Source organism: Micromonospora avicenniae (assembly GCF_900156065.1).
GTDB classification, from domain to species: domain Bacteria; phylum Actinomycetota; class Actinomycetes; order Mycobacteriales; family Micromonosporaceae; genus Micromonospora; species Micromonospora avicenniae.
In genome coordinates this window covers 508,049-522,672 of record NZ_FTNF01000001.1, presented here as the reverse complement: position 1 = coordinate 522,672, position 14,624 = coordinate 508,049, and the positions used below count along the sequence as shown (strand labels likewise).

Annotated in this window: 14 protein-coding genes; 6 read left to right on the top strand and 8 right to left on the bottom strand. The window is 73.3% G+C overall.

Features of this window, described 5'->3' with window-relative positions; genetic code table 11:
* Nucleotides 1-32: 32 nt before the first annotated feature.
* The 3 genes from BXA10_RS02480 to BXA10_RS02470 all read left to right on the top strand — a co-directional run bounded on the left by BXA10_RS02480 (nt 33) and on the right by BXA10_RS02470 (nt 2,004).
* On the top strand, nt 33-449 hold the full coding sequence (locus tag BXA10_RS02480) for a VOC family protein (protein ID WP_076467003.1): 417 nt from the start codon (nt 33-35) through the stop codon (nt 447-449).
* 82 nt (nt 450-531) lie between these two features.
* Nucleotides 532-1,161: a histidine phosphatase family protein gene (locus BXA10_RS02475; RefSeq protein ID WP_076467001.1), complete on the top strand. Its 630-nt coding sequence runs from the start codon at nt 532-534 to the stop codon at nt 1,159-1,161.
* 75 nt (nt 1,162-1,236) lie between these two features.
* On the top strand, nt 1,237-2,004 hold the full coding sequence (locus BXA10_RS02470; protein WP_076466999.1) for an enoyl-CoA hydratase/isomerase family protein: 768 nt from the start codon (nt 1,237-1,239) through the stop codon (nt 2,002-2,004).
* Between the two features lie 105 nt (nt 2,005-2,109).
* On the opposite strand, the gene BXA10_RS02465 is transcribed toward BXA10_RS02470, so the two are convergent.
* The 3 genes from BXA10_RS02465 to BXA10_RS02455 form a co-directional block, all read right to left on the bottom strand.
* The gene (locus BXA10_RS02465; protein WP_076466998.1) at nt 2,110-2,553 is read right to left on the bottom strand and encodes an HNH endonuclease; all 444 of its coding nucleotides are present in this window, start codon (nt 2,551-2,553) and stop codon (nt 2,110-2,112) included.
* Nucleotides 2,554-2,860: 307 nt separating this feature from the next.
* Nucleotides 2,861-4,390: an FAD-dependent oxidoreductase gene (locus BXA10_RS02460; protein WP_076466997.1), complete on the bottom strand. Its 1,530-nt coding sequence runs from the start codon at nt 4,388-4,390 to the stop codon at nt 2,861-2,863.
* A gap of 40 nt (nt 4,391-4,430) precedes the next feature.
* The gene (locus tag BXA10_RS02455; protein WP_076466995.1) at nt 4,431-4,937 is read right to left on the bottom strand and encodes an MSMEG_6728 family protein; all 507 of its coding nucleotides are present in this window, start codon (nt 4,935-4,937) and stop codon (nt 4,431-4,433) included.
* A gap of 93 nt (nt 4,938-5,030) precedes the next feature.
* On the opposite strand from BXA10_RS02455, the gene BXA10_RS02450 reads away from it, so the two are divergent.
* Nucleotides 5,031-7,007 (top strand): NAD-binding protein, encoded by a 1,977-nt coding sequence (locus BXA10_RS02450; protein ID WP_076466993.1) that lies wholly within the window; start codon nt 5,031-5,033, stop codon nt 7,005-7,007.
* Nucleotides 7,008-7,057: 50 nt separating this feature from the next.
* Here BXA10_RS02450 and BXA10_RS02445 read toward each other — a convergent pair whose 3' ends face one another.
* Complete coding sequence (locus tag BXA10_RS02445; protein WP_139337861.1) at nt 7,058-8,302, bottom strand: APC family permease; 1,245 nt, start codon at nt 8,300-8,302, stop codon at nt 7,058-7,060.
* Between the two features lie 11 nt (nt 8,303-8,313).
* On the bottom strand, nt 8,314-9,087 hold the full coding sequence (locus BXA10_RS02440; RefSeq protein ID WP_076466991.1) for a phosphatase PAP2 family protein: 774 nt from the start codon (nt 9,085-9,087) through the stop codon (nt 8,314-8,316).
* An 80-nt stretch (nt 9,088-9,167) separates the two neighbouring features.
* On the opposite strand from BXA10_RS02440, the gene BXA10_RS02435 reads away from it, so the two are divergent.
* Nucleotides 9,168-10,382, top strand: coding sequence for a DUF4032 domain-containing protein (locus tag BXA10_RS02435; protein ID WP_076467365.1), 1,215 nt, complete (start codon nt 9,168-9,170; stop codon nt 10,380-10,382).
* A gap of 167 nt (nt 10,383-10,549) precedes the next feature.
* Here BXA10_RS02435 and nagA read toward each other — a convergent pair whose 3' ends face one another.
* The 3 genes from nagA to BXA10_RS02420 are packed head-to-tail and all read right to left on the bottom strand — an operon-like array spanning nt 10,550 to nt 13,565.
* The gene (gene nagA / locus BXA10_RS02430) at nt 10,550-11,659 is read right to left on the bottom strand and encodes an N-acetylglucosamine-6-phosphate deacetylase (RefSeq protein WP_076466990.1); all 1,110 of its coding nucleotides are present in this window, start codon (nt 11,657-11,659) and stop codon (nt 10,550-10,552) included.
* Nucleotides 11,656-12,639, bottom strand: a complete 984-nt coding sequence (locus BXA10_RS02425; protein ID WP_245828095.1) for an ROK family protein — start codon at nt 12,637-12,639, stop codon at nt 11,656-11,658. Before BXA10_RS02425 ends, nagA begins: the two co-directional genes overlap by 4 nt.
* The gene (locus BXA10_RS02420) at nt 12,636-13,565 is read right to left on the bottom strand and encodes an SIS domain-containing protein (RefSeq protein WP_076466988.1); all 930 of its coding nucleotides are present in this window, start codon (nt 13,563-13,565) and stop codon (nt 12,636-12,638) included. The genes BXA10_RS02425 and BXA10_RS02420 overlap by 4 nt, the downstream gene beginning before the upstream one ends.
* Nucleotides 13,566-13,764: 199 nt before the next feature.
* On the opposite strand from BXA10_RS02420, the gene BXA10_RS02415 reads away from it, so the two are divergent.
* On the top strand, nt 13,765-14,550 hold the full coding sequence (locus tag BXA10_RS02415; protein ID WP_076466986.1) for a DeoR/GlpR family DNA-binding transcription regulator: 786 nt from the start codon (nt 13,765-13,767) through the stop codon (nt 14,548-14,550).
* Nucleotides 14,551-14,624: the final 74 nt, after the last annotated feature.

Below are 14,624 nucleotides of genomic sequence, written 5' to 3'. Positions count from 1 at the left end.
GCAGGTCAGGGCAGCCCTCTAGCGTCTTGGGCATGACTTTGAACGCACTCACCCGATCCTCGATCTATGTTCTCGACCAGGACGAGGCGCTCGACTTCTACGTCGGCAAGCTCGGTCTCGAAGTGAACACCGACGTCGACCTCGGCTTCATGCGTTGGCTCACGGTCAACGTCCCCGGCGACAAGGGCCGGGAGATCTTGCTGGAGAAGCCCGGGGCGCCGGCGCTCGACCCGGCGACCGCCGAGCAGGTTCGCGAGCTGCTGAGCAAGGGCGCCATGGGTGGTTGGCTCTGCATCACCACCGACGACGCGCACAAGACGTACGAGACGCTCGTCGCCAAGGGGGTCGAGATCACGGACGAGCCGACCGAGAAGCCGTACGGGATCGACTTCGGCATCCGCGACCCGTTCGGCAACAAGATCCGTATCGGCCAGATGCGCGAGAGCTGACCACCGTGCCCGGGCGGTCCGGGCACCCGCGTCTCGGGAGGCGCGACTAACATCACGCCTCCCGAGACGTGTGAGGAGCCGAATGCCGACGCGACTGCTCCTACTGGCCAGGCACGGCGAACAGGACGTGCCGCCGGAGACACCGCCGGGCACCGACCCGCCGGAGGCGGGACTCTCCATCCGGGGGCGTCGCCAGGCGGAACTGCTCGGCGAGCGGCTGCGCGGCGTACCGGTCGACGCGATCCACCACGGGCCGTTGCCCCGGGCCGCGGAGACCGCCCGGTTGGTGTCGGCCGCACTCCCCGGAGTCCCGGTAAACGCCACCGAACTCGCCGGCGACCACCTGCCGGAGGACACGCCGGCAGCCGGGCTGCCGCCCGCGTACGCCCGGCTGCTGGCCGGCTTCGACCCGGCCGAACGGGCCGACGGGCCGCGGCTGACGGCGGAGGCGGTGCGCAGGTTCGCCGGAGCGCCCGACGGCGGCGACCGGTACGACCTGGTCGTCACGCACACCTTCCTGATCGGGTGGCTGGTGCGGGACGCGCTGGGTGCACCCGGGTCGCGCTGGCTGGGCCTGAACCATCACAACGCCGGTCTGACCGTCATCCGCTACCGGACCGGCGTGCCGCCCACCCTGATCGCCTTCAACGACGTCGCGCACCTGCCCGCCGAACTACGCGGCACCGGGCTGCCCGCGGAGTACCGGCTGTGAGGCGGCACGTGTCGCCCGCCGGGGGCGTCGGCTCACCGTTTGGCTAAGGTCTCTCGCACCAGGCGGCGAGGGAGGGTGACGGTGGCGGACGCGGAACTCGTCGTCGAGGCGGCCGGGCCGGTGGCGACGGTGGTCATCCACAATCCGGCACGGCGCAACGCGATGACGCCGTACATGTGGCGGCAACTCCCGCCGATCCTCGACCGGTTGGAGGCCGACCCCGCCGTCCGCGCGTTGGTGCTCACCGGCGCCGGTGACGCCTTCTGCGCCGGTGCCGATCTGGGCGATCTGGACGAACTGCTGGCGGCCGGTGACGGGAGTATCGCGGTGGCCGCCGAGGAGCGGCTCGCGAGCTTCGCCAAACCGACGATCGCGGCGGTACGCGGCGCGTGCGTCGGCGGCGGCTGCCAGCTCGCGGTGGCGTGTGACCTGCGGATCGCCGCGGTCGACGCCCGCTTCGGTGTACCGCCGGCCCGGCTCGGTCTGGTCTACCCGGCACCCACCACGCGGCGGCTCACCCGCCTGATCGGCCCGTCCGCCGCCAAGTTCCTGCTCTTCACCGCCGAGCTGATCGACGCCGAGCGGGCCCTGCGGATCGGCCTGGCCGACGAGGTGGTGCCCGCAACGGCGCTCGACGCCCGGGTGGACGAGATCACCACGGCGATCGCCGAGCGCTCGCCGATCAGCGTCGCCGCGGCGAAGGAGATCGTCGACGATCGCGCCGGGCCGGCCCGGATCGCCTGGTGGCATCGGAAGGTCGCGGAGAGCGGCGAGGCCCGGGAGGGAATCGCGGCAGTTCGCGAGCGCCGTACGCCCCGCTTCGCCTGGACGCCGCCCGACTGAACTCGACGGCTCGCGGGTCGGGCCGCCCGCTGCGGCGAGGGCCGGCGGGTGCCGCGCCGGAAGTGTCCCTCCGGCGCGGCCCCCCGTTCCCGCCGGCCGGTCCGCTCACCGTCCGGCCAGCGCCGCCCAACTCGGGACGGGTGCCTCCCGGCTCAGCGGCATGCCCGCCTCGGCCGGCGTACGGTCGCCCTTGCGCTGGTTGCACGCGTAGCAGGCGGCGGTCGTGTTCCGCCAGGTGTTCCGGCCGCCCCGCGAGCGGGGCAGGATGTGGTCGACGGTGTCGGCCGGCCCGCCGCAGTAGCCGCAGCAGCGGCCGTCGCGCCGTAACACCCCCGCCCTCGACCAGGCCGGCCCGCCGGTGAACCGCCAGCGGGTCACCACGTACCGGACCAGCCGGACCACCCGGGGCATCGGGAAGACCCCTATCACCTGGTCCGGCTCGGCCTCGTGGATCTCGGCGACCCGGCGGCAGAGCATCCGGATGGCGTGCTGGATGGTGACCCGGTGCAGCGGGCCGAGGTCGGCGTTGACGACGAGGACGGCATTCACCGGAATCTCCCTCCACAGTGACGGACGAACAGGGCCGGACAGCGAACGAGCCGCCCGGTCCGGAGGCGGGACGGGCGGCTCGACGGGTGCGGGTGCGCGTCAGTCGGGCGGGTCGTCTCCGGGGCCTTCGGCTCGGCAACCGTCGCTGAGCAGCCACGACGGCACGGTGGTGACGTGCGACATCGACATGGACGGCTCCCGGAGCGGCGGTTGACCTTGCGCGCTCACGGTAGGTCCACTCGCCGGAGACGAGCAACGGATTTCGATCAGCCGGCGGGTGGGAGCCGGGCTTGGGGGCGGGGCGGCTTCAGGCTCGCCCGGCGAGCAGACCGCGCGGTCGGACGGAGTAGACCGGTTCGGCCGCTGCGCGCTCCGCGCGCAGGATGTGGTTGGCCGCGATGACGCCCGTCGCCGCCGCGCGTTCCATCAACGCGCTGGGGAACTCCGTGGCGATGCCGTCGCCGGCGAGGTAGACGCCGTCGGCGTCGGTGCGTACCCCCGGTCGCCGGGCGTGACTGCCAGGGGTGAAGGCCGGCGCCCGCGCCTGCACCCGGGCACGCAGCTCGCGGGCCGACAGTTCGGCGACCTCCGGCCAGAGCGCCGTCAGCTCGCCGCGCATCCGTTCGGCCAGCGCCGTGGCGGGCACGTCCGGTTCGCACGCGTACGCGTGCAGCTCGAGCACGCTGCCGCCGGTGCGCTCGGCCCAGCGCCGCGGTTCGCGCTCCAGCCGGTGGTAGAGCGTCACCGAGTCCAGGGTGGACTGCCGGGAGACGCCGCTGAAGATTGCCCGGTCGGGGCGTACGTCCCCGTCGAGCCAGTAGCGCGCCACCGCGTAGGGCGGGCCGGGCACACCGAACCGGGCCATGGCGGCCACCAGCCGTGGCGCGTGCGTCGCCAGTGCCGGGGAGGCGCCGACCAGCTCGGCGAGCGCGGGCGGATCGACGGCGAGTACGACGTGCGGGGCCTCGTGCCCGGCGCCGCCGCCGGTCCGCACCCGCCAGCCCGTACCGGTCGGGTGCAGCGCGGTGGCCGCGACACCGGTCAGCACCCGCCCGCCGTGCCGTTCCAGGTGCCGGGCCAGCGGCGTCCAGATCGCCGTCGTGTAGTCCTCGTCCGGCGCGTCGAACGCCAGCCCCTCCCCGTTGCCTAGGAGGTAGAAGTGGAACTGGGCGACCAGCTCGGCGGCCGACATCTCCGACTCGTGGTTGAAGAAGGAGTGTGCGAAGACTTCGAAGAGCATCGCGCGGGCCCGGTCCGGCAGCCGCAGCGAGTCGAGCAGTTCGTCGGCGGTGGTGTCGTCCAGTTCGGCGTACGTGCGCACCGGGTGGTAGCCGAGCAGCGGCAGCGCGGCCTCCCGGTCCATCCGTCGCAGGTCGGGCAGGCGGATGCTGGGGCTGCGGGCCAGCAATGCCAGAAGGTTCAGCGGTGGTACGGCGGGCAGGTCGCCGAACTCCTCGGTAGGCCACCGGTCGGCGAGGATCGGATAACCGGGCACCGGGCGCAGGAAGCCCAGGTCCGGATCGATCCGGCGGAGGATCGATCGCCAGTTGTAGTACTGCCGGAAGAACGCATGGAACCCGTGCTCCACCTGCTGCACACCGTCGGCGAGCTGCTCCGGCCAAGCCGCCAACCGGCCGCCGAGCGTCGCCGAGGACTCCAGCACGGTCACCCGTACCCCGCGCTCGGCGAGCACCACCGCCGCCGACATGCCAGCGATCCCGCCCCCCACCACGACCGCGGCCACCGGGTGCGGTACCCGGGAAGCACCGTCGCCGCCCGGGTCGACGACGTGCCGCCGTACGCCGAGGAGCCGACCGGTCAGCCGTGACAGCACCATCAGGCCACCTCCTCGCGTTCGCCGGACTAGACGTGGTGCGTCAGGAGGGGACGTCTCCCTGCCCCTCGACCGTGCGGCAGCGGCGCTCCCGGTCCGAGTCGGGCCAGACGTACTCGAGGTCGGGTGGGACGTCGCCGAAGAGCGGCCGGTAGTGCTCCGGGTCCTTGCGTACGAGCGACGAACGGTGGCTCAGGTGCAGGTCCTCCCGGCCCAGCCAGGGCGGCAGCTCACCGGCGGCGGCCAGTTCCTCCTGGCCTCGGACGATCCCGATACCGCAGGCGGCGGCGAGATCCCGGGCCATCGTCACGGCACAGGTGTCGGCCCGTCCCGGCTCGACCCAGACCGCGCACATGTCCAGCCCGTACCGGGTCAGCGCCTCCTCGTACCCCGCCCACATCTTCACCGCGGGGTGGTTGCGCCAGCCGTACGTCGGCCAGGTCAGCCCGCGCAGCACCTGGATCGTCTCCACCCGCTGCTTCCCCAGCCGCTTCTGGTCCAACGCCCGGGCGCTGGCCAGGAAGTCCGGGTACGGGAGGAAGGTCTGCATGCCGCTGCTCTACCCGCCGGCCCGGGGCCCATGCCTGGCCGGGGCGAACCGGAAGGTCTCGCCCAGCGTGGCCGTCCTTACTACGATCCCGGCATGGGGGAGCCGTGGCGGGACCGGGCACGTCGGGCGGTCGAGTGGAACTGGCGGCGCCCCGCCGGTGATCCCCGCCCGCATTACGTCATCTGCGGGCGGGACTCGCTGGCCTACTACGTGGCCGAGGCCCTGCTGGCGAGCGACGTACCCGCCGGCGGCGCACGGGTGACCGTGATCGTGCCGGAGCGGCACCGGTCCAACGGGGCCGATGTGGCGACGCTGAAGGGCGTGCGGGTGTTCCGTTCCGACCGTCTCGATGAGGCGACCTTCCGGGCCGCCAATCTGCCCGGCGCGGCCGGCCTCGCCCTGCTGGACCAGGACGACGTGGGCAACCTGCACGCCGCGCTCTGCGCCCAGGCGGTCGACAAGAACGTCCGGCAGGTGCTGCGGATGTTCAACGGCACCCTCGCCGATGGTGTCCGTACCCTGCTCAAGGCGCCGGTCGAGGTGCTCTCCGACGCCGAGATGGCCGCGCCGGCGTTCGTCGCGGCGGCGCTCGGCGAGGTCGACCCGACGCACTTCCAGCACCGGGGCCGGACGCTGCGGGTGGCCCGCCGAGCCGACGTCCGGGAGCAGGATGTGGTCTGCGCCCTGGCCGACCTGCGCGACCCGCAGCGGGTGGTGCTGCTGCCCGCCGACCAGTCCGCCGCCGATCTGGTGCTTGCCGAGGCGACCGGGCAGCCGCCCGGCACCGAGGTCGCCGCCCGGCGGCTGGTTCGGGCCCGGCGCCGGCCGGTCGCGGTTTTCATGCGGGCGGTACGCGGCTTCGCCACCCGCAAGATCGGCATCGCGATGATGCTCGTGCTCGCGGTCGTCGCCATCCTCGGCGCGTTGATCGCCCAGACCGAGGACCACATCTCGCCCGCGGAGGCGCTGTACGTCACCCTGGTGACCACGCTCAGCGGCGCCGACCCGGACCCCGACAAATCGGGGGGCGCGCAGGTGATGCAGGTCGTGCTGAACTTCGCCGGGCTGGCGCTGATCCCGCTGATCACCGCCGTCGTGGTGGACGGGATCGTCAACGCCCGGCTGGCCCTGCACACCGGCCGGCTCCAGCCGCACCGCTCCGGTCACGTGGTGGTGGTCGGCCTCGGAAACGTCGGCACCCGGGTGATGGCCCAACTACGTGAGTACGACGTCGAGGTCGTCGCCATCGACAAGGATCCGGAGCCGCGCGGCGGCGGCCTGGCCCGCCAGTTGGAGGTGCCGCTGATCGTCGGCGACGCCGCTCGGCCGGAGACGCTGGAAGCCGCCTCGGTCGCCGCCTGTCAGGCGTTGGTGATCGTGTCGACCGACGACGTGGCCAACCTGGAGGCGGCGCTCGCCGCCCGTGACACGCGGGCCGACCTGCGGGTGGTGCTGCGGCTGTTCGAGAACGACTTCGCCGAGCGGGTCGAGGAGGCGTTCGGCCTGGGTGTCTCCCGGTCGGTCTCCTACCTGGCCGCACCCGCGTTCACCGGCGCACTGACCGAGCGGGCGGTCATCGCCACCATTCCGGTCGGGCGGCACGCGCTGCCCGTCGCCGAGGTGCCCGTCGCCGCCGGCTCGGAGCTCGACGGGCGGCCGCTCGCCGCGGTCTTCCGGGAGGGGCAGGTGCGGGTGATCGCGCGTACCCCGGCCGGTGGCGGGCGGACGATCTGGTGGAAGGACCTCGATCCCCGGCAGGTGATCTTCGCGGGTGACCGGTTGACCGTGGTCGCCCGCCGCGCCGGGCTGGACTGGCTCACCCGCCAGTGCGCCCCGCCGGCGCCGCCGGAGCGGGACGTACCCACCTCCCGGTCCGGCACCCCGCTCCGCGGCACTCCGCCGCCGTCCGGCGCGTCCGGCGTCCCGGCGACCTCCGGGGTGGCCGCCCTGCCGGAACAGGCGACCGGCGAACACCCGGCGCCCCCGGCCAACGGCAACGGTGGACCCCCGACAGGGCCCGCTCCGGACGGCGACGCCCCCGGTGCTCACCCCACCGCCCACCCCAGCTGACCCCCGCCCTGACCCTGCCAGCCGGTGCGTCTTCGTCGGCGACTTCCCGATCAACGTGCGGACAAGGAGCGGCGGAGCGCGTACCAGGCAGCGCCGACGGCGAGGACGCCGAAGCCGGCGACGACGCTGGTCAGCGGCAGGTTGGCGGCGAGCAGCAGGCAGCCGGCCAACCCCAGCACGGCGAGCGCCTGGACCGGCAGCTTGCGGCCCCGGTCGCGACCGAGCGTGAGCGCCGCCGCGTTCGTGATCGCGTAGTAGACCAGCACCGTGCAGCTGGAGAAGCCGATCGCCTGGCGGACGTCGCCGAGCAGCACCACCACGATCACCACCGCGGCGACCGCCAGTTCGGCCCGGTGCGGCACCCGGTACCGGGCATGTACGGCCGCCAGCGCCCCCGGCACGTCCCGGCGGCGGGCCATCGCCAGCAGGGTGCGGCCCACCCCGGCGAGCAGGGAGAGCAGCACGCCGGTGACCGCGACGGTGGCTCCGGCCCGGACCACCCAGGCGAGCCCGGGCAGGCCGGCCGCCGTCACCACGTCGGCCAGGGGCGCGACGGAACCGGCCAGCCGGTCGGCGCCGAGCACGCCGAGCGCGACGACGGCGAGCACCAGGTAGGTCGCCAGCACCACGCCGAGCGCGAGCGGCACGGCCCGGGGGATGGTCCGCTCCGGGTCGCGGACCTCCTCACCGAGCGTGGCGATCCGGGCGTACCCGGCGAAGGCGAAGAAGAGCAGGCCGGCAGCGGTGAGCACGCCCCGACCGGGACCCCCGGGGCCGGCCAGCCGGGCCAACTCGACCGGCCCGCCGACCACGCCGGTGACCGCGACCAGCGCCAGCACCGCGAGCACCAGCGCGACCAGCGCCTTGGTCACGGCCGCCGTCTTCCCGATGCCACGCAGGTTCACCGCCGTCACCGCGAGCACTGCGGCGACCGCGACCAGTCGGGCCTGCCCCGGCCAGAGGTACGCCCCGATGGTCAGTGCCATCGCCGCGCAACTCGCCGTCTTGCCGACCACGAAGCCCCAGCCGGCGACGAACCCGGCGAACGGCCCGAGTCGTTCCCGGCCGTAGACGTACGTGCCGCCGGACTCCGGGTAGCGGGCGGCCAGCCGGGCGGAGCTGGTCGCGTTGCAGAAGGCGATGAAGCCGGCCAGCACCAGGGCGGGCAGTAGTCCGGCGCCACCGGCCGCCGCCGCTGCCGGGCCGAAGACCACGAAGACGCCCGCGCCGAGCATCGACCCCAGGCCGATGAGCACCGCGTCGGGTACGCCCAGCCGGCGTTCCAGTCCAGTCACGGCGGGCCAGGCTACGGGCCGGAGGTGAACAACCGGGTGCGGCCCGACCAGGGCACCCGAGCGGGCAGCGGTACGTCGTCCCACGGCACCCGGTGCACCAGCCGGTCCAGGAACAGGCCGAGCAGCAGCCCGGCCACCGAGTCGGTGAGCCAGTGCCAGCCCAGGTAGGTGGTGGTGCAGAGCACGATCAGCGGGGGGAGGACCCGGATCGCGAGGACGAGCCGGGGCGGGACGGTGCGCCCGTAGGTGCGCAGCAGCGGGGCGAGCAGCAGCGCGAGCACGCCGTACCAGACGATCGCGTTGGCCACGTGCCCCGACGGATACGACTGGGCGAAGCGCAGCGGCAGGTTCTCCTGGAACAGCGGCAGGGTCTGCTCGGGAGCCAGGAAGGGCTCCTTGATGCTGGCGCTCGGCGCGGGCCGGGCTGTCCAGACCTTCAGCGGCCCGATGGTGAAGGTGGTGAGCACGAACCCGACGACCGGCGGCAGGATCGGCCGGATCGAGCGGATCCGGATCGCCACCAGCACCCCGAGCCCGGCCGCGATCAGGGTCAGCGGGGTGCCCTGACCGAGCAGGTTCAGGGTCCGGGCCAGCCAGTACGCCACCGTCGGGCGATGCGTCTCCGCCCAGTCCGCCACCGCCCGGTCGACGCCGAAGAGGTGATGGGTGGTGAGCGCCACGGTCAGGCCGGCCAGGGCGGCGAGCAGCAGTGCGTCGTACCACCAACCGGCAGGCCGCACCGGCCGTAGCCGCACCGGTTCGCGTACCCCTGCGGTGTTGCGCATCCGACCAAGCTACCGGGCGGCGCTGTGGGCCCAGCCACGATGGGGAGCGATGTGCGGGTGGACGGGTCACACTTGTGCCCGTGCGGATCACTTCTGCTCTCGTGGACCCGGCGCTGCTCGACCTTCCGTGGTCGACCCCGCTGGAGGAGTGGCCTGCCGAGCATCTGGTGGCGCTGCCGCAGGGTATCTCCCGGCACGTCGTCCGCTTTGTCCGGCTGGGCGACTACGTGTACGCCTTCAAGGAGACCCGCGAGCGGATCGCCGAACGGGAGTACGACCTGCTCCGCGCCCTGGAGCGGATCGACTTCCCGGCGGTGGAGGCGGTGGCGGTCGTCGCGGACCGGCAGACCGACGACGGCGAGCCCCTCGAATCGGTGCTGATCACCCGGCACCTGCAGTTCTCGCTGCCGTACCGGGCGCTCTTCTCGCACACGCTGCGGCCGGAGACGATGGGCCGGCTGCTCGACGCCCTCGCCGCGCTGCTGGTCCGGATGCACCTGACCGGCTTCTTCTGGGGCGACTGCTCGCTGTCGAACACCCTGTTCCGTCGGGACGCCGGAGCCTTCGCGGCGTACCTCGTCGATGCGGAGACCGGCGCGCTGCGCCCCTCGCTCTCCAACGGCCAGCGGAACGAGGACCTGGAGATCGCGCGGGTCAACATCTTCGGTGAGGCGCTGGACCTCCAGGCCGCCGGGCTGCTGCACGAGTCGATCGACCCGGAGGTGGTCTCCGAGGAGGTCGTGCAGCGCTACGAGCGGCTCTGGCACGAGATCACCTACGAACAGCAGGTCGAGCGGGAGGCCCGGCACGACATCGAGAGCCGGATCCGCCGCCTCAACGAGCTGGGCTTCGACGTCGCCGAGGTGGCCATGTCGACCATCGCCGACGGGCGCTACCTGGTCCGCCCGAAGGTCGTCGACGCGGGCTACCACACCCGTCGGCTGCTGCGGCTAACCGGCCTGGACGCGGAGGAGAACCAGGCCCGCAAGCTCCTGAACGACCTGGACACCTACCGGGCCGAGAGCGACCTCAGCGACGAGCAGCAGGCCGCGCACCGCTGGCTGACCGAGGTCTTCGAGCCGGTGGTGCGGGCGGTGCCGGCCCATCTGCGGCGCAAACTGGAGCCGCAGGAGCTGTTCACGCAGATCATCGAGCACAAGTGGCTGCTCTCCGAGCGGGCCGGCCGGGACGTCGGGATGCGCCACGCGGTGCAGTCGTACCTGTCGGACGTGCTCGTGCACCGTCCCGACGAGCAGGCCGTGCTCGGTGTGGAGCTCCCCACCGTCACCGGCTGACCCGGGAACACGACCGCCACCGCGCCCGCGGACCTGGCTGACCCGCATCCGGCGGGCGAGGCCCTGTGCCTACGAGGCTGATACCTCAGAGGCATCAATATGCCTCTGAGGTATCAAGCTCAGAGCAATGCACCCACCCGTCAGGCCAAGCATCAGGGAGTGGCGGGTCAGTCCTGCCAGGAGCCGGCGCGCAGCACCCGTACCACGTTGAGGTCGTCGTCGAGGATCACCAGATCGGCGCGGAGCCCCACCTGGAGAGCGCCGAGCTGGTCGCCGAGGCCGATCGCGCGGGCCGGAGTGGTCGCGGCCATCCGGGCGGCGTCCGCCATGGGGATGCCGGCGGCGATGGCGTGCCGCAGCGCGGCGTCCATGGTCAGCGTGCTGCCGGCGATCGCGCCGTCGCGGGCGAGCCGGGCCACCCCGTCGGCCACGGTGACCGCCTGGCCACCCAGTTCGTACTCGCCGTCGGGCATGCCGGCGGCGGCCATCGCGTCGGTGATCATGGCGGACCGTTCGGGTCCGGCCACCGACGAGGCGAACGTGAGCATCCCGTCGTGCAGGTGCACGCCGTCGGCGACCAGCTCGCAGACCACGTTCGGGGCGTCCAGCAGAGCCGTCACCGGGCCGGGCTCGCGGTGATGTACCGGCCGCATCCCGTTGAACAGGTGCGTGCCGACGCTCGCGCCGGCGGCGATCGCCGCGCGGGTCTCGTCGTACGTGGCGTCGGTGTGGCCCACCGCGGCGACCACCCGGTGCGCGGTGAGCAGCTTCACGGCCTCCAGCGCGCCGTCCCGCTCGGGCGCGAGGGTCACCATCCGGAGGGTGGACCCGGCCAGTTCGATCAGCTCGGCCAGCTCTTCGGGGGACGGGTCGCGGAGGTACTCCGGGTTCTGGGCGCCGCACCGGGCCGCCGAGAGGTACGGCCCCTCGAAGTGGATACCGGCGAGCGCTCCCTCGCGTACCAGCGGACGGAACGCGGCGGTGGCCGACCGCATCAGCTCGAACGGGGAACTGACCAGGCTGGCCAGCAGCGTCGTGGTGCCGTGGCGCAGGTGGAACGCGGCGGCCTGCCGGGCCTGCTCGGGATCGCCGGTGGTGAACGTGTGCCCGCCGCCGCCGTGGGTGTGCATGTCCACGAAGCCGGGCAGGATCCAGTGTCCGTCGTGGACCGACGGGTACTCGGCCACCGCCGTGATCCGCTCGCCGTCCCACTCGACACAGCCCTGCCGGATGACGCCCGCCGGGGTCACCACCTTGCCGCTGACCCGCTGAGTCATCGCGCCTCCATGGTTGTCGAGACGCCACCGTGGGCGTCGAGAGCTAGCAGAGCGGCGCCGAGGCAGCCGGCCTCGTCGCCGAGGGCCGCCGCGACCAGGCGCGGCTCCCGGTGAAAGGTCACCCGCTCGCGCAGCGCCGCCCGGAGCGGGTCGAGCAGCCGCGCGCCGGCCTGTGCCAGCCCGCCGCCGACCACGACCGTGGCCACGTCGAAGAGCGCCTGTGCGGTGGCGAGCCCGTCGGCAAGCGCCTCGACGGCCTCCTGCCAGACCCGCACCGCGACGGGCTCACCTGCGGCTGCCCGCTCGGCGACCTCGGCCGCCGTGCCCGGCGTGCCGGCAAGTTCCTGGTAGCGGCGGCCGACCGCTGCGGCCGAGGCGACCGCCTCCAGGCAGCCGGGCCGGCCGCAGCCGCAGCGTGGCCCATCCGGCCGGACCAGGATGTGCCCGAACTCTCCGGCCGCGCCGTGGGCGCCGATGTTCGCCGCCCCGTCCACGACGTGCGCGGCCGCGATCCCGGTGCCGATCGCGACGAAGAGGACGTGGCCGGCCCCGCGGCCGGCGCCCAGCCGGGCCTCGGCGATCCCGCCGGCCCGCACGTCGTGGCCGAGCGTCGCGGGCAGGCCGAGCCGCGCCACCGCGAGGTCCCGCAGCGGTACGTCCCGGAAGCCGACGTTCGCCGACCAGACCGCCACGCCGCGCGCCTCGTCGACCACGCCCGGCACGGCGATCCCGAGCGCGACGGGTGTGAGACCCCCGGCGCGCGCCATGCCGGTCAGCCCCGCTGCGACGTCGAGGATCGTGTCGACCACTGCCGCCGGGCCGCGTGCCGCCTCCGTCGGGTGTCGTTCCGCGTGTACGGCGACGCCGTCCGGGCGGACCAGGCCGCACTTGATGCCGGTGCCGCCGACGTCGAGCGCGACGACGACGTCGCCGCCGGTCGCGTTGCCGTACTGGATGGTCCGGTCGTGCGGCTCGCTCACGCGAGCACCACGGACCGGGTGAGGTGCCGGGGCGCGTCCGGGTCGAGGCCCCGGCTCGTGGCGAGGGCGACCGCGAACCGCTGGGCCAGGATCAGGTCCGCCATCGGGTCGACCGGGTTGCGTCCCGCCGCCCAGTTGCCGAGCACGGTGCGGCAGCCGTGGGTGCGGCTGTGCACGAACGCCGCGCCCGTCGCGGCGACATCCTCCGGCAGCCCGTCGGGAAGGGAGCCGAACGCCCAGACGAGCCGGCCGGGGGCGGCGATCGAGATCGGGCCGTGCCGGTAGTCCATCGCCGGGTACGCCTCGGCCCAGAAGGTGGCTGCCTCGCGGCACTTCAGCGCGGCCTCCTGGGCCAGGCCGACCGTCCAACCCCGACCGAGGAAGGTGACCTGCTCGATCGAGGTTGGGTCGATCGGCAGCGGGGCCCGGACGGCCACCTCGGCGTCGGCGGAGAGCGCGTCGAGGTTCTCGCCCAGGTGGGCGCGGAGCAGGGCCAGGGTCGTGGTCGCGAAGCGGGTCTGCACCACCGATCGCTCGTCGGCGAAGGGCATGAGGACCGAGGTGTCGGCCAGCTGGGCAGCGGGCGAGTCGGGGTCGCCGACGAGGACGGTCGTGGGCGTCCGCCCGCGCAGGGCGTCGAGCAGCTCAACCACCTCGGTGGTGGTGCCGGAGCGAGTGATGCCGATCAGCCGGTCGTAGCGGCGGCCGGTCGGGAACTCCGAGGCCTGGAACGCGTCCGTCTCGCCCTGGCCGGCCTGCTCGCGCAGCGCCGCGTACGCCATGGCCATGAACCACGACGTGCCGCAACCGACGACGGCGACCCGTTCGCCGGGCGCCGGCAGGTCGGCGCGTACGTCGGCGGCCAGCTCCGCGGCCCTCCGCCAGCAGTCGGGCTGGCTCTCGATCTCCGCGTGGACGTACGCCATGAGAACTCCTCGGAGGAGGCAGCCGTGCGCAATAGGGCTCGATACACCCGTCTTTCGAGCGCCATTCTGCGCGAATTCGGGTGGTCGTGGCAACCGGCCGGAGGATCGAGCAGGTCAATGTTTTGCGCCAGGGTAGTTTCGCGCACTACTGTGCACGCAATCAATCACCGATTGTGCAGCAGCTGGGAGGGCATCCGCGGTGGACCGGTACGCCAGATGGAATGCCCTGCTCGAGATGCTGACCGAGGACGGCCGGGTCAGCGTCGAGGAGGCAGCCGAGCGCCTGGACGTCTCCCAGGCGACCATCCGGCGCGACTTCGACCAGCTCGCCCAGCAACAGATGATCACGCGTACCCGTGGCGGCGCGGTGGCCAACGGGGTCTCGTACGACCTGCCGCTGCGCTACAAGACCGCCAAGCACTCGGCGGAGAAGCAGCGGATAGGCACGGCCGCCGCCGCCCTGGTCACGCCCGGCACGGTGGTCGGTCTCAACGGCGGCACCACCAGCACCGAGGTGGCCCGGGCCCTGGCCGTGCGGCCGGACCTGAACACCAATACCGACGGTGCGCAGCTCACCGTGGTGACCAACGCGTTGAACATCGCCAACGAGTTGCTGGTGCGCTCCCGGATGAAGGTCGTGGTGGCCGGTGGTGTGGTCCGGCCGAAGTCCTTCGAGCTGGTCGGGCCGCTGGGCGGGGCGCTGCTGCGCGAGGTCACCCTCGACATCGCCCTGCTCGGCGTGGACGCGATCGACCCGCAGCTCGGCGCCGCCGCCCACCACGAGGGGGAGGCGGCGATGAACAGCCTGATGGTGGCCCGGGCCAAGCGGGTGGTGATCATCGCCGACTCGTCCAAGCTGGGGGGTCACGCGTTCGCCCGGATCTGCTCGCTGGACCGGGTGGAGACCCTCGTCACCGACTCCGGTGCGAACCTCGAGCTGGTCGAGGCGTTCCGCACCGCGGGCGTGCACGTCGTCTGCGCCTGACCTGCGCGGACAGGCCCCCACAGGGGGTGCTCGACCCCATCTGACTTTCCGGTCGGCGCGTCGGTGCATACCGA